The following is a 19,578-nucleotide window of genomic DNA, read 5'->3' as shown; positions in this document are numbered from 1 at the left end:
GAGTGGTGGGGGCCTTCGTCGAAGCGGTGGAATCACCGCATCAGGTGAGCGTCGTCTCAGACGGGACGAACGCCCTCGGCCTGCGGACCCTTGGGGCCCTGGGTGATCTCGAACTCGACACGCTGCGCCTCGTCCAGGGTGCGGTAACCCGTGGTGTCGATGGCGGAGTAGTGAACGAACACGTCGGGGCCCCCGCCGTCCTGGGCGATGAAGCCAAAGCCCTTCTCAGCGTTGAACCACTTAACTGTGCCCTGTGCCATGGGGTGAATCTTCTTTCCTGTTGAACAATCCGGTCCCGCCGGTTGCGGTCCCTTGCGAGCTGCAACGCTCCCCTCGGCAGAGGAACACGCCTCCGGTAATACTCGGGACCCGACCGAGGTCGAGCCCATTCGCATCGTGCGAGAAGTTCTGTCATGCAACTACGGATACGACGCTACCAGCAATACCCCCTGCATGGCGCATCAGCGAACCAGGGTATCGATGGCCTCCACGTAGCCACGGACCCCGCGGCCGACGACCACCGTCTGCGCCACGTCGGTGATGTAGGAGAACCGGCGGAACTCCTCACGCGCGTGCACGTCCGAGATGTGCACCTCGACCACGGGTGCGGCGACCGCCGCGAGGGCGTCTCGGATGGCCACGGACGTGTGCGTCCAGCCGCCCGCGTTGACGACGATACCGGCGGCGGAGTGGCGCACCTCGTGGATCGCGTCGATGAAGACGCCCTCGTGGTTGGTCTGTCGGAAGTCCAGACCCATTCCGAGCTCGTCGGTCCGTGAACGACACAACGCCTCGACGTCGGCGAGGGTCTCTTGGCCGTAGATCTCCGGCTGGCGCTCACCCAGGAGGTTGAGGTTCGGGCCGTTGAGGACGACGACGGTGGCTCGGGAGGTCACCCGGGCAGCGTATCGAGGGCGGGGCGCGATGGAGCGAGCGGAGGGCGTGGGATTCGAACCCACGAGACGGTTGCCCGCCTAGCGGTTTTCAAGACCGCCGCACTAGGCCACTATGCGAGCCCTCCAGGCCGTCGCGGGGCGACAGCACGATCAACGGTATGTCATGGCGTGGCGCCGTCGCTGCGGCCCCACCGGATGACCACGCCGGACGAAGGCGGTGTCCTGAGGTGCGACGAAGGAGCCTCGAAGGGGGTGAGCTCTCCTCAAACTGGTGAGCGCACCCCTTCGTCCGGGCCGATGTCTCAGATGAAGAGGGCCGGGTCGGCGTAGAGCCGCTCCTCGGGAGTCATGGCGGGCATGTCGCCGAGCTGCGGGAAGCGGTACTGCGCCGGGATGCCCGTCGCGACCGCACCGGTCGGCACGTCCTTGACGACGACCGAGTTGGCGCCGACCTTGACCCGGTTGCCGACGTGCACGTCACCGAGGATCTTCGCCCCGGCGCCGACCATGACCTCGTCACCGAGCGTCGGGTGCCGCTTGACCCTCTTGCCGGAGGTTCCACCGAGAGTCACACCGTGGAAGAGCATCACGTCGTCGCCGACGACCGAGGTCTCACCGATGACGACCCCCATGCCGTGGTCGATGAAGAAGCGGCGGCCGATGTGCGCCCCGGGGTGGATCTCGATCCCGGTGGCGGACCGCGACAGATAGGCGAGCAGCCTGGCGGGCCAACGCAGGTGACCCTGCTGCCACCACCGGTGCGCGATGCGGTGCAACCAGATCGCGTGCAGACCGGCAGAGGTCAGGAGAACGACCCACCGCGAGGTCGCCGCGGGGTCGTGCTCCATGGCCGCGGTCAGGTCCTCACGGAACGTCTGGCGAATCAGCAGGTGAGAAGTCACTTCAGTCGGTCAAACCCTCGAAGAGCGGCGTGGACAGGTAGCGCTCACCGAAGCTGGGCACGATGACGACGATCGTCTTGCCGGCATTCTCCGGGCGCCGAGCGACCTGGTCGGCGGCTGCGAAGGCAGCACCCGAAGAGATGCCCACGAGCAACCCCTCGTCGGTGGCCGCACTGCGGGCCCACTCGAAGGACGTCGGCGCGTCGATGTCGATGACCTCGTCGTAGAGGTCGGTGTCGAGGATCTCGGGGACGAAGTTGGCGCCGAGCCCCTGGATCTTGTGCGGCCCCGGCTCGCCACCGTTGAGGATCGCCGACTCCTGGGGCTCGACGGCGATGAGCTGGACATCGGGGTTCTGCGAGCGGAGGTAGCGGCCGGCGCCGGTGATGGTGCCACCCGTGCCGATACCGGCGATGAGGATGTCGACCTTGCCGTCGGTGTCCTCCCAGATCTCCGGGCCGGTCGTCTTCTCGTGGATGTCCGGATTCGCCTCGTTGGCGAACTGCTTGGCCTGCACCGCACCGCGCTCGACGGCGACCTCGTCGGCCTTCTCGACGGCACCCTTCATGCCGCCCGCCCCCGGGGTCAGGATGAGCTCGGCGCCGAAGGCGCGCAGCAGCGCCCGGCGCTCCTTGGACATCGTCTCCGGCATGGTGAGGACGATCTTGTACCCGCGAGCAGCGCCGACCATGGCCAGCGCAATGCCGGTGTTGCCGGAGGTCGCCTCAACGACGGTGCCGCCCGGCTTCAGATCACCCGACGCCTCGGCGGCGTCGATGATCGCGGCACCGATGCGGTCCTTGACCGAGCTGGCCGGGTTGTAGAACTCCAGCTTCGCGGCGACGGTGGCATCGGACTCGATGATGCGGTTGATCCGCACCAGGGGGGTCCGGCCGACGAGCTTGGTGGCGTCTTCGTAGATGGGCAACGCGGGTCCTTCCATATCAGGGACGAGAAGATGCCGCGCCTGCGCGGCCATCTCGCCCGAGAACGAACGAGACGTTATGGATATTCCAACATTCCGTTATTCACGCTCGCAAGGGCGTCTCACCGCACATCACGGGAGAGGACGCCCCCTTCGCCGCAGACGCGGGCGTGACCCGCAGGAGGTGACGAGGGACGCACCACTACCGACCCCCACTGCGGCACATGCTCACTAGACTGCCCCGCATGTCTGCCCTCCAGATCGCCGCGATCATCATCGGGGTCGGGATCACCATCATCGGATGGGGCCTGCTCGCTCGAGCCGTCAAGCACTTCGTCACCCTTTTCAAGCTCGGCCAATCGACACCGAGTGGCGAGCGGACAGCGAACCCGGGGGCGCGCACAGCCACCCTGCTGCGCGAGTTCCTCGGTCACACCCGCATGTCCCGCCTGCCGGTCGTGGCCGTGGCCCACTGGGTGACGATGATCTCCTTCGGAGTTCTCTTCCTGACTCTCGTCCAGGCGACGGGGCAGCTGTTCGACCCGCACTTCGTCATCCCGTTCATCAGCACGTTCTTCCTCTACGAGTGGATCACCGAGCTGTTCGCGATGACCGGCATCATCACGATCCTCATGCTGATGGCCATCCGTCAGAAGCAGCACCCGCGCTCTGCCGCAGGCGAGGAGGGCCGCGGGTCCCGCTTCTTCGGCTCGACCTTCTGGCAGGCCTACTACGTCGAGCTGACGATCCTCGGCGTCGGCATCTGCATCGCCCTGCTGCGCGGCATGGAGTACGCGCTGATGAACAACATCGGCGACACCGACCACGCGTCGCTGTTCCACTTCCCGCTGACCGCTTGGCTCGGTTCGCTCTTCACCGGCATGTCCGTGGAGGCCCTGGAGACCGGGATCGTCGTCGTCGCACTGATCAAGTTGGTCATCTCCTACGCATGGATGATCACCATCGCGCTCACCCCGACGATGGGTGTCGCCTGGCACCGCTTCCTCGCGTTCTTCAACATCTACTTCAAGCGCCACGCCGACGGGCGCACCTCCTTGGGTGAGCTGCAGCCGATGATGGTGGACGGCAAGCCCTTCACCATGGAGTCCATGGAGGAGATGGACGAGGACTCCACCTTCGGCGTCGGCAAGGTCGAGGACTTCACGTGGAAGGGCCTGCTCGACTTCAGCACGTGCACCGAGTGCGGCCGCTGCCAGGACCAGTGCCCGGCGTGGAACACCGAGAAGCCGCTCTCACCGAAGATGGCGATGATGGCGCTGCGCGACCATGCGCACAGCAAGGCGCCGTACCTGGCCGCCGCCGAGGGCGTCTCCGGTGCGCTGGCGTCCGCCGGTGGAGCCCGCTCGCAGACCGCCCACGGGCCGGTCGCCCTGGCCGGCCCTCCGACGCAGGGCGGCGCCGACGCCGCCGTTGCCGTCGAGGAGCCGCCCGTCATCAACTGGGGCGAGATGGCCCTCATCGGTGAGACCGGGTACTCCCCGGACAACCCGCTGACGGCGTACAACCCGCACGGCCCGGACGTCGTCATCGACGAGGACGTTCTGTGGTCCTGCACCACCTGTGGCGCCTGCGTCGAGCAGTGCCCGGTGGACATCGAGCACGTCGACCACTTCGTCGACATGCGCCGCTACCAGACGCTCATCGCCTCGGCCTTCCCGAGCGAGCTCGGTGGCCTGTTCAAGAAGCTCGAGTCGAAGGGCAACCCCTGGGGCATGGGCGCCAAGGCGCGCATGGACTGGGCGAAGGACCTCCCCTTCTCCGTCAAGGTCTTCGGGGAGGACGTCGAGTCCGCCGACGAGGTCGACTACCTGTTCTGGGTCGGCTGCGCCGGCGCCTACGAGGACCGCGCGAAGAAGACCACCCGCGCCGTGGCCGAGCTCTTCGACCACGCCGGCGTGGACTTCGCGGTCCTGGGCAATGGCGAGACCTGCACCGGTGACTCCGCCCGTCGCGCGGGCAACGAGGTGCTCTACCAGATGCTCGCGGAGCAGAACGTCGAGACCCTCAACGACGTCGGCGCGACGAAGATCGTCGTCACCTGCGCGCACTGCTTCAACACGATCAAGAACGAGTACCCGCAGCTCGGCGGCAAGTACGAGGTGATGCACCACACGCAGCTGCTCAACCGCCTGGTCCGCGAGAAGAAGATCGCTCCGGTCAACCGTCCTGACGGCCCGCGCAAGTCCTCTCTCAAGGACGTCGCGTCGACCGGCCCGTCGGTCACCTACCACGACCCCTGCTACCTGGGTCGTCACAACAACGTCTACGCCCCGCCCCGTGAGCTGATCAGCGCCCTGCCGGGTGTCGAGCTGAAGGAGATGGAGCGGAGCAAGGAGAAGTCCTTCTGCTGTGGCGCCGGTGGTGCCCGCATGTGGATGGAGGAGAAGCTCGGTTCGCGGATCAACCTCAACCGCACCGAGGAGGCCATCGCGACCGGTGCCGACCGGATCGCCGTGGGCTGCCCCTTCTGCCGCGTCATGCTCACCGACGGCCTGACGGCCAAGCAGTCCGAGGGTGCATCCGAGGACATCGAGGTCGTCGACGTCGCGCAGATGCTGCTCGCCTCCGTCAAGGAGACCGAGGTCAAGACCGGCGACCGGACCGAGGCCGCGGAGCAGGCCGAGACCGCGACCGAGGTCGGCGAGGCGAAGGGGGCGGCCCCCACCGCGCTGAGCGAGACCGGGGCCGGGACCGGGACAGCCAAGGATGCTCCGGTCGAGGAGGCCGGCGGGGACCCGAAGGCCGTCGAGGGTCAGGAGACCGTCGCCGACAAGAAGTCGGCCCCGTCCTGGGAGACCGGCGCCGCGGCTGGCGGTGCCGCGGGTGCTGCTGCAGCCGCGTCCGCGGACGACGACAGCCCGGCGGCGAAGAACGCCGCCCCCTCCTGGGAAACCGGTGCTGCTGCTCCGGCTGCTGACGATGCTGCCTCGAAGAACGCGGCCCCGTCCTGGGAGACCGGCGCCGCCACCCCGGCTGCATCCGACGACTCGACCGCGTCGAAGAACGCAGCCCCCTCGTGGGAGACCGGCGCCGCCACCCCGGCGCCGGCCGCCGAGAGCTCGGCTGCATCCGAGGCTCCCGCGGACGACTCGGTCGCGTCCAAGAACGCAGCCCCCTCCTGGGAGACCGGCGCCGCCACCCCGGCTGCATCCGACGACTCGACCGCGTCGAAGAACGCAGCCCCCTCGTGGGAGACCGGCGCCGCCACCCCGGCGCCGGCCGCCGAGAGCTCGGCTGCATCCGAGGCTCCCGCGGACGACTCGGTCGCGTCCAAGAACGCAGCCCCCTCCTGGGAGACCGGCGCGGCTGCTCCGGCTGCTGACGATGCTGCCTCGAAGAACGCAGCCCCCTCGTGGGAGACGGGCGCCGCCACCCCGGCGCCGGCCGCCGAGAGCTCGGCTGCATCCGAGGCTCCCGCGGACGACTCGGTCGCGTCCAAGAACGCAGCCCCCTCCTGGGAGACCGGTACGGCCACCCCGGCTCCGGCCGCCGAGGCACCGTCCACTGAGGCAGCCGCCTCGTCCGAGGCACCCGCTGACGACACGGTGGCAGCCAAGAACGCCGCCCCCTCCTGGGAGACCGGGGCCGCCGTCGGTGGCGCTGCGGACGCGGACACGGGCGCCGATGCTGCTGCGTCCTCCGAGGACGAGGCTCCGGCCGAGGAGTCCGGTGCCCCGCAGCCCGAGGCCACCGTGGAACCTGCCGCTCCGGCCGCTACGGACGACGGCCTCGCCGCCAAGAACGCCGCTCCCTCCTGGGAAACCGGCGGTGCCACGGCAGCCCCGGCTGCACCCACCGAGACGGCAGCTCCCGCCGAGGAGTCCGAGGCCCCGCAGTCCGAAGTTACCGAGGCTGCTCCGGCCACGGAGACCACCGAGGCCGGCCCGTCGGCCGAGGCACCGGCCACCGAGCAGCCTGCCGCCCCGACGCCCCCGGCCGCCACGGACGACAGCGACCTCGCCGCCAAGAACGCCGCTCCCTCGTGGGAGATCGGCGCTCCGGCAGCTGCCGCTCCGGCAGACGAGGCTCCGGCAGACGAGGCCACGCAGGCTCCTGCTCAGGAGTCGGCACCGGAGGCGCCCGTCGATGAGGACGCACCCGTCGAGACGCCGCAGCAGGAGCAGGCCGCTCCCGAGGCGGAGGACCCGCAGGTCGAGGACGCCACGGCCGACCAGCCCGAGGCCGACGCACCGCAGGCGCAGGCCCCCTCGGCCGAGCCGGAGGCTCCCTCCTCGGACGACCCGCACCTGTCCGACCTGGCGAAGAAGAACGCCAAGCCGTCCTGGGAGTGATCCCGGACCACTGATGACGAAGGGGGCTGCGCACCACGGTGCGCAGCCCCCTTCGTCGCCCTCGGACGAACCTCTGCCGGGGCGAGATCATCGACCGGCGGAGTCCGTCCCTGTGATGTTACGAGTCGACGAAAGCAAATTGGGGCGACGGGGCACCCGAAGGCTTGACCGACCGGTCAAACAGGACGATTATGGAGGAACACGATCCGCCTCAGGCGCGACGGATCCCAACCGATGAAGGTGGGATGTTGTGATGCACAAGTGGACTCGATGGCAGGACTGGGTGGCTCTGGTCGCCGGCGCGATCGCGTTGCTGGCCCCTCTGGTCACCACGACGGACGCACGCGCGACGTGGACGATGGTCGTCCTCGGCGGACTGACCGTGCTCGCGTCGGCCTATTCCCTCTACACCCCCGGTGAGCAGGACACGATGAGCGAGGGCTCGCACGCCGTCCTCGGGGTGCTGCTCTTCATCGCCCCGTGGGTCATGGGCTTCGCCGACATGGGCGGTCTTGCGTGGACTGCATGGATCACCGGAGTAGTCACGTTCATCGTCGGCGCGATCACGCTGCCGCAGGTCAGCGCTCGCATGCACCGTCCGGCTGCTTCGCACTAGGCGACACGGTGGGTACCCCGGCCTCGCGCCGTGAACGCATCCTCGACGCGGCCGAAACGCGGTTCGCCGGTGACGGATTCGCCGCCACCGGTACCACCGCGATCGCGGACGGGGCCGCCGTGCCCAAGGGCCTGGTCTTCTACTACTTCCCGCGCAAGGTCGACATCCTCCGGGCACTGCTGGCCGAGCGACTCCCGTCCCATCCCCTCTGCGAGCCGACCGAGGTGGCTCGCCGCGGTGATCCCGGCGCCTCCCTCGTCGCGCTCGCCCACGCGCTGGGGTTGGCACAGCACGAGTCGGTCGTGCTGCGCACGATCATCTGGCGTGAGTCCGGGACCCACCCTGAGGTGCGTGAGCACCTGAAGGCCCTGCGCGAGAACGTCCTCGAGCTCACCGAACGGGTCCTCGACGCCGCGATCGAGCACACGATCGACCCGGTGATGCGTCGCCAGGCGTCCCAGACCTTCGTCGCCGTGGTGATGGACGAGGCCAACACACAACGCTTCGCGGGCGCGGGCCCCGACGTCGCCGGCGCGGCCCGGGTCATCAGCAGCGCCCTCACCTCCGACCCGGCCCGAGCCTGAAAGCGGCCTCGGTCAGTCGAGTCCCTCAGCCTCGAGGAAGTCCGCGGCCACCGCGTCCGGGTCCTTCTTCTCCACATCGGTCTGGCGCAGCATCTCCTGCAGCTTCTCGGTGGTCAGCTTCGAGGAGACCTCGTCGAGGGTGTCGGCGACCTGGTCCTCCACCTGCGTGCGCACGAGCGGCACGACGTTCTGGCTTCCGTACAGCATCTTCGGGTCGTCGAGGACCGCGAAGTCGTTCTCCACGATCGCCGGGTCGGTGCTGAAGATGTTGGCGGCGTCGATCTGCCCGTTGGCCAGCGCGCCGCTCATCGACTGCCCCGGCTTGAGCGCCCGGAAGTCACCGAAGGTCACTCCGTACGTCGTCTCCAGCCCGGGGATGCCCTGCGCACGCTCCTTGAACTCCGCCGGTGCGCCGAGGGTCATGTCATCGGCCACGTCCTCGAGGTCACCGATGCTCTGCAGGTCCTTCGACTCGGCGGTCTCCTGGGTGACGACGATCGAGTCCTTGTCCTCGGCCGCGGACTTCTCGAGCACGGCCATGCCCTCGGGCAGCAGGTCCTGCAGTGCCGCGTACGTCTTGTCCGGGTCGACCTCGTCGAAGTCCTTGTCGTAGTAAAGCGCGAGCGCGCCCGTGTACTCGGGCATGACGTCGACCGAACCCTCATCGAGGGCCTTGAGGTAGACCTCGCGGGAGCCGATGCCGGTCTTGGTCGAGGCGTTGACGTCGTCGGCCGTGAGTGCGCCGGCGTAGATGTTCGCCAGCAGGATCGACTCGGAGAAGTCCGCGGACCCGACGACGACCTCCCCACCGGATCCACCCCCTTCGTCGGAGGAGGACGAGGCGAGCGGATCGCTGTCGCCACCACAGGCGGACAGGCCGAGCGCGCCTGCGCAGGCGATCGCGATCAGTGCGGGGCGAAGGGAGCGGGACGGGGTCATGCGGTGCCTCCTGCTGGGGTGGGGTCGGTTCTGCGAAGTACACGACGGGGGGTGCGTCCCGTCAGTCCGGGCGAGACCATGAGCCTGCCCAGGAGCGCGAAGGGGGCATCCAGCGCCAGAGCGAGGACCGCCACGAGGACCGCGCCACCGGCCGTGCTCACGTAGTCGGAGATCGCCAGGCCGTCGATGAGGTAGCGGCCCAGTCCCCCGAGACCGACGTAGGCGGCGATCGTGGCGGTGGCGACGACCTGCAGGACCGCGGCACGGATCCCGGAGATCAGCAGTGGCAGCGCGATCGGGACCTCGACCGAGCGCAGCACCTGTCGGCCGGTCATGCCGATGCCGTGGGCGGCGTCGAGCGCGGCGGGGTCGACCGCTTCCACGCCGGAGTAGGTGCCCGACAGGATCGGCGGGATGGCCAGCAGCACCAGGACCGCGACGCTCGGCACGATGAAGGCAGAGGCCCCCGGCAGCAACGGCAGGAGCACGAGGGTGAGCGCGAAGAGAAGACCGAGGGTGGGGATGGCACGCAGGGCGTTGGCGACCGTGACCATCCAGCGGCCCCGGCCGGTGTGCCCGATCCACAGCCCGGCCGGGATGGCGATGAGACCGGCCACGACGATCACCAGAAGTGTGTACGCGATGTGTTCCAGGAGACGCGCGAGGATCCCGCCGTCGCCGGACCACTCCTCGCCGCTGAGCAGCCACTGCAGGATGTCGACGATCATGCGCTGCCCCCCTGGTGTGCGCGTCGCCACGGGGTGAGCGTGTGCTCCGCCACCCGGATCAGCAGGTCGAAGACGATCGCCAGCAGGACCGAGGCGAGGATGCCGGCGAGCAGCTCACCCGCGATCTTGCGGTTGAAGCCGTCGATGAGCAGGTCACCGAGCTGGTCGACGCCGATGAGCGAGGCGATCGAGACCATGCTGACGCTGCTCACCGCCGCCACCCGCAGGCCGGCGGCGATCACCGGGACGGCCAGCGGCAGGTCCACTCCGAAGAACCGGCGTACGGAGGTGTATCCCATCGCCGTGGCCGAGCGCGCGACCTCGTCCGGCACCGAGGTCAGCCCGTCGACGACCGAGCGTACGAGCAGGGCGATCGTGTAGATCGTCATCGCCACGACGACGTTGAGCGGATCGAGGATGCTGGTGCCCAGGACGAGCGGCATCAGCACGAAGAGCGCCAACGACGGGATCGTGTAGAGCAGTCCCGACCCGGTGATCAGGATGCCGCGCAGCCACCGGGTCCGGGTGGCCAGCCAGCCGACCGGGATCGCGATGACCAGCCCGAGCAGCACCGGCACCCCGGAGAGCCAGATGTGCTGCAGCCCCAGGGAGGTGATGTCGTCCAGGTGGTCGAGGATCCACTTCATCAGGGCCTCGCGCCGCTCGGTGCCTGCTGCCGGTCCCTGGACTCGATGACCTCCAGCACCTCGGTCGCCAGGCAGGTGCCCACGAGGAGGCCGTCGTCATCCACGACGACACCGCGCCGGCTGGGCGAGGACAGGGCCGCGTCGAGTGCCCCGCGCAGGGGCCCATCCACCGTGGCCAGGGTGCCACCCAGAGCGAGGTCCTCCCGGGTGACCGCGTCCTCGGCGTCGGCGGGACGGGCCCAGCCGAGCGGGTGACGCTCCTCGTCGGTGACGAGGACCCAGCCGTCGGAGTCCGCGCTGCCGCCCGCGGTTCCCACTGGAGTACCGATGACCACGGTCAGCTCCTCGTGCACGGGGTACTCCTCCGCGTCGAAGCCCAGCGCGCGGTAGCCGCGGTCCTTGCCGAGGAAGTCGGCGACGAAGCCGTCCGCCGGTGAGGCGAGCAGGTCGCGGGGGGTGGCCATCTGGGCGAGCACTCCCCCGGTCCGCAGTACGGCGACGTGGTCGCCGAGCTTGATCGCCTCGTCGATGTCGTGGGTGACCATGACGATGGTCTTGCCGAGCTCGCCCTGCAGCCGCAGGAACTCGTCCTGCAGTTGCTCACGCACGACCGGGTCGACGGCCGAGAAGGGCTCGTCCATGAGCATCACCGGCGGGTCCGCCGCGAGCGCGCGGGCGACGCCGACACGCTGCTGCTGCCCCCCGGAGAGCTGGCTGGGGTAGCGCCGACCGAGCGCGGGGTCCATGCCGACTCGCTCGAGGAGCTCACGCGCGCGGTCGAATGCCGTACGGCTCTTCTCACCGAGCAGCAGCGGCACTGCGGCGACGTTGCGCTCGACGGTGTGGTGCGGGAAGAGGCCCCCGTGCTGGATGACGTACCCGATGCCACGACGCAGCTGCGCCGGATCCATCTCGTGGATGTCGGTCCCGTCGATGCGGATGGTGCCGGAGGTGGGGTCGACCATCCGGTTGATCATCCGCAGGGTGGTCGTCTTGCCGCATCCGGAGGGGCCCACGAGCACGGTGATGGCCCGCTCCGGTGCGCTCAGGCTCAGGTCATCGACGGCCAGCGCTCCACCGGGGAACCGCTTGGTCACGCCCTCGAGCTCGATCATCCTCGGCTGCTTCCTGTCGGGTGCCCACCAACCTACTGGCTGAAGAGCTCCCGGACGGCGGAACGCGGCACCGACACCAGATCCGGGTGCTCCCACCGAGGCTGTTTGTCCTTGTCGACGAGCAGCGCGCGCACGCCCTCGCTGAAGTCTGGGCGGTGCAGCAGGTTGGCGCTGACGATCGTGTCCGTCCGCAGCACCTCGCGCACCGAGGTGGCGTCGGCAGCGCGGCGCAGCGCCTCGAGGGTGACGGCCACGGACAGCGGCGAGCGCATGGAGATCTCCTTGGCCGCCACCTGCGCCTGCGGGTTCGCGTGCCCGCGGAGTCGTTCGATGACCGCGGCCGGATCGTCGCCGGCGTAACACTCGTCTATCCACTCGCGGGCGCCTGCGAGGTCGCCCTCCGTCGCGGCGTCGGACACGCCCCCCTTCGAGGCTCGGGCCCGGGGGCCCTCACTCCGCCCACGCGGAACGTGGGACCCAAGGACGGCGCCTTCGCCACCTGTGCTCGGGGCGGTCTCGACCGGACCGCCGGCGGCAACTGCCGCGAGGAGGTCCGGGATGCTCGCGGAGTCGACGACGCTGTCTGCCAGCCCTACGTGGACCGCGTCGGCACCGGTGACCGTCGCGCCGGTCATCGCCATGTGCGTGCCGAGCTCGCCCGGCGCCCGGGAGAGCAGATAGGTCGCGCCGACGTCGGGGAAGAACCCGATGATCGTCTCGGGCATGGCGATCCGGGAACGCTCGGTCGCCCAGCGGGCGTCGGCGAACATCGAGATACCGAGGCCACCACCCATGACGACCCCGTCCATGACGGCGATGACCGGCTTGGGGTACTCCGCGATCTGCGCGTCGAGGGCGTACTCGTCGGCCCAGAAGTCCACCCCTCCGGGCCCCCCGGCCAGGTGCGCCTCGCGGACGGCGCGGACGTCACCGCCCGCACACAACCCCTTCTCCCCTGCTCCCTCGATCGCGATGGCGGTGATCGCGTCCTCGCCCTCCCAGGCCGTCAGCTGGGCCTGCATCGCCACGACCATGTCGCGGGTGAGCGAGTTGATCGCCCGGGGGCGGTTGAGCAGGACGCGGCCGAGCACGCCGTCACAGGCGAAGAGCACCTCTTCGGTGCCGGTGCTGCCGGGGGTGAAGTCAGGCATGGGCGTCACCTTCGCACATGGGTTGAGGCGGCGTGCACGAAGGGGACTCCTGGTGCACATCGACCCCGGTTCCGGGGGTGCCGGTCGCAGGGAGTCCCCTTTGGGCACACCTGTCAGCCGTCGATACGGGCGAAGGGGGCCGCGGCCTCCAGCTCGAAGGCCAGCTCGAGCAGCAGTCGCTCCTGCCCGCGCCGGGCGGAGAACATGACCCCGATCGGCCGCCCGTCGTCGGTGTGCCCGAGCGGCAGCGAGATCGACGGCTGGCCACTGGCGTTGTGCAGCGGGGTGAAGCCGACGTACTGCGTCAGGCGCTCCATGTGCGTGTCGAAGTCGAGGTCCCCGGAGAGGTAGCCGATCCGTGGCGTCGTGTGGCAGAGAGTCGGCGTGAGCAGCAGGTCGAGCCGTCCGGGAAAGAGCCTCTCCGCCCCGACCCGGGTCACGGCCAGCCGGGCCATCGCCAGCGGCAGGCGCGCCAACCGACGCCTGGCCTTCGCGGCGAGGCCATTGGTGAGGTTGTCCAGGCGTGCAGGGTCGAAGTCCGGGCCGTAGAGGCTCTTCCCCCCGACCTTGGAGGCGAAGGCCAGCAGCCCCCAGTAGTCCTCGAAGTCGGTCTTGAAGAAGTCCGGGACCGGCACGTCGACGTCGGCCTCGAGGTCGTGGCCCAGGCCGGCCAGGAGGGCTCCGACGGCTTCGACGGCGGCGCGGGTCTGCGGGTCGGAGGGGCCGATGAGCGGCGAGTCGAGCATCATCCCGATGCGCAGCCGGCGGGCGCCGGGTCCCTCGACGAGCCCGATGGGCGGCAGCTTGCCGGCTGGCTGGTAGCGCTCGGCGGCAGCGATGAAGTTCGCGGTGTCGCGCACGCTGCGGGTCAGGGCGCCGTTGACGACGATGTTGATCGGGGCCTGATCGGTCGTCGGGTCACCGAGGAGCCGGCCGCGACTGGCCTTGAGGCCGACGAGGCCGCATGCCGCGGCGGGGATGCGGATCGAGCCGCCGCCGTCGTTGCCGTGGGCGATCGGCAGCGCGCCGGAGGCGACGAGTGCCGCCGAGCCGCCGGAGGACCCACCCGAGGAGTACCCCGAGGCCCAGGGGTTGCGGGTCACGCGCCTCTCCGGCCGCTCGGTCGTCGCGGTCCAGCCGAAGGGAGGACAGGTCGTGGTCGTCACCGGCACCACCCCGGTGGAGAGGAACTGCTTGACGAAGGGCCCGTCGACTTCGACCGCACTCGTCGGGAGGGCGTCGGAGCCCATGGTCATCGGCAGGCCGGCCGCGTGGACGTTGTCCTTGATCGCGGTGGGCACCCCGGCGAAGGGAGCCGACGTCCCCGCCGGCACGTGGCCGGCCCGGCGGCGGGCCCGCTCGAAGTCGCGCACCATCGTGGCGCCGAGCGCGGGGTCGACGGCCCCGACCCGTGCAATGGCGGCGTCGACCGCCTCTTGGGCGCTGATCCGACCCGAGCGGATCTCCTCCGCGACGCCGGTGGCGTCGTGGGTCCCGAGTGCGTCGTCGGTGAAGGCCGAGACCCGGCGGGAGTCGTGCTCCTCCTGGATCTCGTCGTACGGGGCCGAGGCGGGGGTGTGGGGACTCATGACCGCAGGTTACCCACGGGTTACGGTTCTGTGCCCGGACGTCGCACCCCGGATGGGGACCGAAGCGGGCGAACCCGCCTCAGTAGGTGATCGAGAAGACCCACACGGCCAAGGTCATCACGGTCACGGTCACCAGCACGACGCCGATGAGGTTCAGCCAGATACCGCCCTTCATCATCTGCGGGATGGTCACGTACCCCGAGCCGAAGGCGATGGCATTCGGCGGGGTGGCGACCGGCAGCATGAAGGCGCTGGTGGCGGCCAGCGCGACGGGAATGGTCAGCAGCAACGGGCTCAGGTCCAGCCCGACCGCGACGCCTCCGGCCACCGGCAGGAAGGTCGCTGCCGTCGCCGTGTTGCTGGTCAGCTCGGTGAGGAAGATGATCGTCGCGCCGAAGACCACCACCAGCAGGATCACCGGGACCCCGTCGAGCCCCTTGGCCTGGCTACCGATCCACTTCGTCAGCCCGGAGGACTCGAACTGCCCGGAGAGAGCCAGCCCGCCGCCGAAGAGCAGCAGCACGCCCCACGGCAGCTGCACCGCGCTCTCCCAGTCCAGCAGCCGCACCCCCCGAGCGGCCCCGGCCGGCAGCAGGAAGAGGACCACCGCGACGACCATGGCGATGCCGGCGTCGCTGATCGGGGTGTTGTCCGGCCAGATCAACGGCACCCCGACCCAGGAGGCGGCCGCGAGCACGAAGATCGCCAGAACTCCCTTCTCCCCCGTCGACATGGGCCCGAGCTTGCCCAGCTCCCGGGACATCAGGGCCCGCCCGCCGGGGATCTCGTCGATCTCCGGCCGGAAGATCACCTTGGTCAGCAGGAACCAGCAGATGACCATGAAGACCACGGACAACGGCACGCCCACGAGCATCCACTGCCCGAACCCGATCTCGATGTCGTGGTTCTTGGAGAGGTAGCCCACGAGCAGGGTGTTGGGCGGGGTCCCGATGATCGTGCCGAGGGAACCGATGGACGCCGCGTAGGCGATGCCGAGCATGAGTGCGCTGCCGAAGTTGGTCTTCAGCACGCCCTGCTCCGGGGGGTCATCTCCCGTCGCCTCCCCGGTGTCGCCGGCCTCGGCCTCGGCGGCCTCAGCCAGGTCCGGCTCATCCTCCAGACCGACGACGAGCATCAGCACCGAGACACCGATCGGCAGCATCATCACAGCGGTGGCGGTGTTGGACACCCACATCGACAGGAAGCCGGTCGCGACCATGAACCCGGCGATGACCATCGCCGGATTGGTCCCCATCGCGCGGACCGTGACCAGGGCGATGCGTCGGTGCAGGTTCCACCGTTGCATCGCCAGGGCGAGGATGAAGCCGCCCATGAAGAGGAAGATGATGTCGCTGCCGTACGAGGCGCCCACGTCGGCGATGTCGGCCCCGCCGATCACGGGGAAGGCGACCAGGGGGATCAGCGCGGTCACGGGGATCGGGATGGCCTCGGTCATCCACCAGATGCCCATGAGCACAGCGATACCGGCAGTCACCCTCGCGGCGGTCGGCGCGTCGCCCGGCATCAGCCAGTAGACGATGAGCGCGCCGATCACTCCCGCCAGCAGGCCCACCCTACGCACGCGGATCGTGCGCTGCGGCTCGTCGCCGGCCCGCTCACCGGGCGAGCGCTGGTCGGGATCGTCCCAGTTGTCCGCCTCGGGGGCGTCGGTGTGCGTGCGGCCCTCCGGGACGGGTGGCGGCTGACTCATGGGCTTCCTCCAATCGACGTTCCACGGGTTCCTACCCGGATCGGCGGACGCAAACCTCCAACACGACCAGTGCGAGGAGGACGGCAGCGGCAACGAATCCGACGACGCCGCCCCAGCCGGCCGCTTCCCAGGCGAGACCACCCGCCCAACCCAGGACGCTGGACCCGCCGTAGTAGGCGAGGTTGTACAGGGCGGTGGACTGCGACCGCGAGTGGACCGCCCGAGCGCTGGCCCACCCGGAGGCGACCGAGTGCGCGCCGAAGAACCCGGCGGTGAGCACGACGAGCCCGAGCAGCACCAGCCACAGCGGCCCGGCGAGGGTGATGCCCACGCCCACGAGCATGACCAGCACCATCACGACGATCACCGGGTACCTGCCGTGGCGCGAGGCCACGACGCCGGCGCGAGGAGCGGAGACCGTACCCGCGAGGTAGGCGAGGAAGGCCAGCCCGACCAGCCACCCGGGCAGGAGGTACGGCGGTGCCACGAGCCGGAAGGAGAGGTAGTTGTACATCGCGACGAAGCCACCCATGAGGAGGAAGGCGATGAGGTACAGCCCCACGAGGGCCGGGTCACGCAGGTTGCCGGCCACCTTCCGCAGCGCCGCATGCGCTCCTCCCCCGCGGCCGGGAACAAACCCTCGCTCGGCCGGCGCGAGCAGCACGAAGGCGAAGGCGGCCACCGCCGCGATGATCGAGACCACGGTCAGGCCCAGCCGCCACGAGGTCTGCTCGGCCACTGGCGTCGCGACGATCCGGCCGGTGAGGCCACCGATCGTGGTGCCTCCCACGAACCACCCCGCGGCCACCACCGCGGCCCTGGTCTCCACCTCGTCGTTGAGGTATGCCATCGCCAGGGCAGGCACCCCGGCGAGGAAGACCCCCTGCAGCAGACGCGCGAGCAGGACCAGCTCGAGGGTCGGCATCCACGCCGAGACCAGTCCCAGGACCGTCGCTCCGACCACGGCGACGAGCATCGCGCGCCGACGGCCGTAGCGGTCTCCGGCGAAGGACCACGGCATCACCGCGACGGCCAGGCCCAGCGTCGACGCGGAGATCGTCAGGGCGGCGGTCTCGGCGCCGGTGCCGAGGTCACGGGCGATGTCGGGCAGGACGCCTTGCGGCGAGTAGAGCTGGGCGAACGTGGCCATAGCCGCGCACACCAGCGCGACGACGAGCCGTGCCTGCCGCCTGGTGGTCACCTCGCCATCAGGCGGCGGGTCGGGAGTGCGCACGCACTCGACCCTAGGCCGCCTCGTTGGGACGTACGGGGCCGCTCAGACGTCGGCGCGGTGGAAGTTGGCGAAGGAGCGGCTCGCGGTCGGGCCGCGCTGCCCCTGGTAGTGCGAGCCGTGGATCGCCGAGCCGTATGGGTTCTCGGCCGGGCTGGACAGGCGGAAGAAGCACAGCTGGCCGACCTTCATCCCCGGCCACAGCCGGATCGGCAGGGTCGCGACGTTGCTCAGCTCGAGGGTGACGTGCCCGGAGAAGCCGGGGTCGACGAAGCCGGCCGTCGCGTGGGTGAGCAGACCGAGGCGGCCGAGCGATGACTTGCCCTCCACGCGTGCGGCGAGGTCGTCCGGGAGGGTGACCGCCTCCAGGGTCGAGCCGAGGACGAATTCCCCCGGGTGCAGGACGAAGCCCTCCGTCGAGTCGACCTCGATCAGCCGGGTGAGGTCCGACTGGTCCTGCGCCGGGTCGATGACCGGGTACTTGTGGTTGTCGAAGAGGCGGAACCACTTGTCCATGCGCACGTCGATGCTGCTCGGCTGGACCATGTCGGGGTCCCAGGGGTCGAGCACGACCCGTCCACCATCGATCTCGGCGCGGATGTCCCGATCGGAGAGCAGCATGGGGCGACCCTAGCGCCCGCCCTGATGTGTGTCGGCAGGAACCGTGCGGGGACCGAAGGCCACGGACACCTGCGACGAGGTGGACGATGGGTCCATGCCAGAACCCGTTGCGCTGCTCGAGCGCACGTCCCGGCGCGGACTGCTCACGCTGACCGCGGTGACACTCGGCTCGGGGGTGGCCCTGCTCGACGCGACGATCGTCGGGATCGCGCTGCCGACGATCGGACGCGACCTGGACGCGAGCCTCAGCGGCCTTCAGTGGATCAACAACGGCTACGTCCTCACGCTCGCCGCATTGATCCTCGTCGGCGGCGGACTCGGCGACCGATGGGGTCGGCGCCGGATGTACCTGGTCGGGATGCTCTGGTTCGCCCTCGCCTCGCTGGGGTGCGCTCTGGCGCAGAGTACGGAGTGGCTCGTCGCCGCGCGGATGCTGCAGGGGGTCGGCGCTGCGCTGCTGACACCGGGCGGGCTGGCGATCATCCAGAGTTCCTTCCAGCCGAAGGACCGGCCCTGGGCGATCGGCACGTGGGCCGGAGTGTCGGGGATCGCGACGGCCATCGGGCCCTTCATGGGCGGCTGGATCCTCGACCACCTCACCTGGCACTGGATCTTCGCGGTCAACGTGCCCCTGTGCGCGTTGGTCATCGGGCTGGCACTCGTCGCGGTACCGGAGTCGCGTGATGTCGAGTCGGTCGGCTCCTTCGACCTCGCCGGGGCGGGGACCACGGTGGTCGCGCTGGGCGCCCTGACTTGGCTGCTCACCAGCGGTCCGACAGCGAAGGGGGCCTCCCTCGCCGTCGCCGGGGCGGCCCTCGTCCTCGCGGTGGCCGGATTCGTCCTCGCCGAGACCCGCGTCGGCCGTCCCCTGGTGCCCTTCCCCTTGTTCACCTCGAGAGTGTTCGCCGCGGCCAACCTGATGACCTTCCTCGTCTACGGAGCGCTCGGGGCGATCATGTTCGTCCTCGTCATCCAGCTGCAGACCTCATCCGGGTGGTCGCCGCTGACCTCGGGTCTGGCGACGCTGCCGGTGACCGTGCTGCTCCTGCTGCTCTCACCCCGGATGGCCGAGCTGGCCGACCGCACCGGACCGCGGCTGCCGATGAGCGTCGGCCCCGTGGTGTGCGCCGTCGGGGTGCTCGTCCTCTCGGGCGTGGGCCCGGGCACGGGCTGGGTGCTCGTGCTGTCGGGGACGAGCGTCTTCGCCCTCGGCCTGACGGCGCTGGTCTCACCCCTGACCGCCGCGGTCCTCGCGGCGGCACCGGACCGGCTGGCCGGATCGGCCAGCGGCATCAACAACGCCGTCGCCCGCACCGGCACCCTGCTGGCCGTCGCAGCGATCCCGCCGCTGGTCGGTCTGACCGGTGACGACTACACCGACCCCACCGCCCTGACGCAGGGCTACCGGTTGGCGACCTTCGTCGTCGCCGGCCTGTTGCTGCTGGGTGGCGGCGTCAGCTGGCTCGGTCTGCGGCCCCCTTCGTCCCGCACCGCGTGACCCTCGTACCCCGGGGTGACCGGGCTGCCCGCTCCTGACCGGGTCGTGACGCGGTCCCCCGAGGGTTTCCCGGCCAACTCGAAGGTTCCCGGGCACCGCGACAGACCAGGAC

General features: G+C 69.9%; 17 protein-coding genes and 1 tRNA gene. 4 read left to right on the top strand and 14 right to left on the bottom strand.

All coding sequences use genetic code 11. The annotated features are described in order from the left end of the window. Window positions 1–56: 56 nt before the first annotated feature. The 5 genes from BJY20_RS10290 to cysK form a co-directional block, all read right to left on the bottom strand. The gene (locus BJY20_RS10290; RefSeq protein ID WP_185991445.1) at window positions 57–260 is read right to left on the bottom strand and encodes a cold-shock protein; all 204 of its coding nucleotides are present in this window, start codon (window positions 258–260) and stop codon (window positions 57–59) included. 201 nt (window positions 261–461) lie between these two features. Beyond that, complete coding sequence (gene aroQ / locus BJY20_RS10285; RefSeq protein ID WP_185991444.1) at window positions 462–896, bottom strand: type II 3-dehydroquinate dehydratase; 435 nt, start codon at window positions 894–896, stop codon at window positions 462–464. A 38-nt stretch (window positions 897–934) separates the two neighbouring features. Next, a tRNA-Ser gene (locus BJY20_RS10280) sits at window positions 935–1,021 on the bottom strand. A gap of 177 nt (window positions 1,022–1,198) precedes the next feature. Next, window positions 1,199–1,798, bottom strand: coding sequence for a serine O-acetyltransferase (cysE, locus tag BJY20_RS10275; protein ID WP_185991443.1), 600 nt, complete (start codon window positions 1,796–1,798; stop codon window positions 1,199–1,201). Window position 1,799: 1 nt separating this feature from the next. Then, window positions 1,800–2,726, bottom strand: coding sequence for a cysteine synthase A (gene cysK / locus BJY20_RS10270; protein ID WP_185991442.1), 927 nt, complete (start codon window positions 2,724–2,726; stop codon window positions 1,800–1,802). 242 nt (window positions 2,727–2,968) lie between these two features. On the opposite strand from cysK, the gene BJY20_RS16475 reads away from it, so the two are divergent. From BJY20_RS16475 to BJY20_RS10255, 3 genes are all read left to right on the top strand, one after another. After that, complete coding sequence (locus BJY20_RS16475) at window positions 2,969–7,036, top strand: heterodisulfide reductase-related iron-sulfur binding cluster (RefSeq protein ID WP_185991441.1); 4,068 nt, start codon at window positions 2,969–2,971, stop codon at window positions 7,034–7,036. Between the two features lie 253 nt (window positions 7,037–7,289). Further along, window positions 7,290–7,652: an SPW repeat protein gene (locus tag BJY20_RS10260; RefSeq protein ID WP_185991440.1), complete on the top strand. Its 363-nt coding sequence runs from the start codon at window positions 7,290–7,292 to the stop codon at window positions 7,650–7,652. An 8-nt stretch (window positions 7,653–7,660) separates the two neighbouring features. Continuing rightward, window positions 7,661–8,236, top strand: coding sequence for a TetR family transcriptional regulator (locus tag BJY20_RS10255; RefSeq protein WP_185991439.1), 576 nt, complete (start codon window positions 7,661–7,663; stop codon window positions 8,234–8,236). Window positions 8,237–8,248: 12 nt separating this feature from the next. Here BJY20_RS10255 and BJY20_RS10250 read toward each other — a convergent pair whose 3' ends face one another. From BJY20_RS10250 to dcd, 9 genes are all read right to left on the bottom strand, one after another. Further along, window positions 8,249–9,175 carry an ABC transporter substrate-binding protein gene (locus tag BJY20_RS10250; protein ID WP_185991438.1) on the bottom strand — a complete coding sequence of 309 codons (927 nt, stop codon included), beginning with the start codon at window positions 9,173–9,175 and terminating at the stop codon, window positions 8,249–8,251. Then, complete coding sequence (locus tag BJY20_RS10245; RefSeq protein WP_185991437.1) at window positions 9,172–9,903, bottom strand: ABC transporter permease; 732 nt, start codon at window positions 9,901–9,903, stop codon at window positions 9,172–9,174. Before BJY20_RS10245 ends, BJY20_RS10250 begins: the two co-directional genes overlap by 4 nt. After that, entirely contained in the window at window positions 9,900–10,550 is a 651-nt protein-coding gene (locus tag BJY20_RS10240) for an ABC transporter permease (protein WP_185991436.1), read from the bottom strand. The genes BJY20_RS10245 and BJY20_RS10240 overlap by 4 nt, the downstream gene beginning before the upstream one ends. After that, window positions 10,550–11,665, bottom strand: a complete 1,116-nt coding sequence (locus tag BJY20_RS10235) for an ABC transporter ATP-binding protein (protein WP_185991435.1) — start codon at window positions 11,663–11,665, stop codon at window positions 10,550–10,552. The genes BJY20_RS10240 and BJY20_RS10235 overlap by 1 nt, the downstream gene beginning before the upstream one ends. Window positions 11,666–11,697: 32 nt before the next feature. Continuing rightward, the gene (locus BJY20_RS10230; RefSeq protein WP_185991434.1) at window positions 11,698–12,816 is read right to left on the bottom strand and encodes an enoyl-CoA hydratase/isomerase family protein; all 1,119 of its coding nucleotides are present in this window, start codon (window positions 12,814–12,816) and stop codon (window positions 11,698–11,700) included. A gap of 113 nt (window positions 12,817–12,929) precedes the next feature. Continuing rightward, entirely contained in the window at window positions 12,930–14,405 is a 1,476-nt protein-coding gene (locus BJY20_RS10225) for an amidase (RefSeq protein ID WP_185991433.1), read from the bottom strand. Between the two features lie 79 nt (window positions 14,406–14,484). Continuing rightward, window positions 14,485–16,116, bottom strand: a complete 1,632-nt coding sequence (locus BJY20_RS10220; RefSeq protein ID WP_185991432.1) for an SLC13 family permease — start codon at window positions 16,114–16,116, stop codon at window positions 14,485–14,487. Between the two features lie 31 nt (window positions 16,117–16,147). Beyond that, window positions 16,148–17,350: an MFS transporter gene (locus tag BJY20_RS10215; protein ID WP_343062850.1), complete on the bottom strand. Its 1,203-nt coding sequence runs from the start codon at window positions 17,348–17,350 to the stop codon at window positions 16,148–16,150. A 42-nt stretch (window positions 17,351–17,392) separates the two neighbouring features. Beyond that, window positions 17,393–17,968, bottom strand: a complete 576-nt coding sequence (dcd, locus tag BJY20_RS10210) for a dCTP deaminase (RefSeq protein ID WP_185991431.1) — start codon at window positions 17,966–17,968, stop codon at window positions 17,393–17,395. A gap of 94 nt (window positions 17,969–18,062) precedes the next feature. On the opposite strand from dcd, the gene BJY20_RS10205 reads away from it, so the two are divergent. Continuing rightward, complete coding sequence (locus tag BJY20_RS10205) at window positions 18,063–19,466, top strand: MFS transporter (protein ID WP_185991430.1); 1,404 nt, start codon at window positions 18,063–18,065, stop codon at window positions 19,464–19,466. Window positions 19,467–19,578 lie beyond the last annotated feature (112 nt).

The sequence above is a fragment of the Janibacter cremeus genome (assembly GCF_013409205.1).
GTDB classification, from domain to species: Bacteria; Actinomycetota; Actinomycetes; order Actinomycetales; family Dermatophilaceae; genus Janibacter; species Janibacter cremeus.
This window is presented reverse-complemented; position numbering and strand designations above follow the sequence as displayed.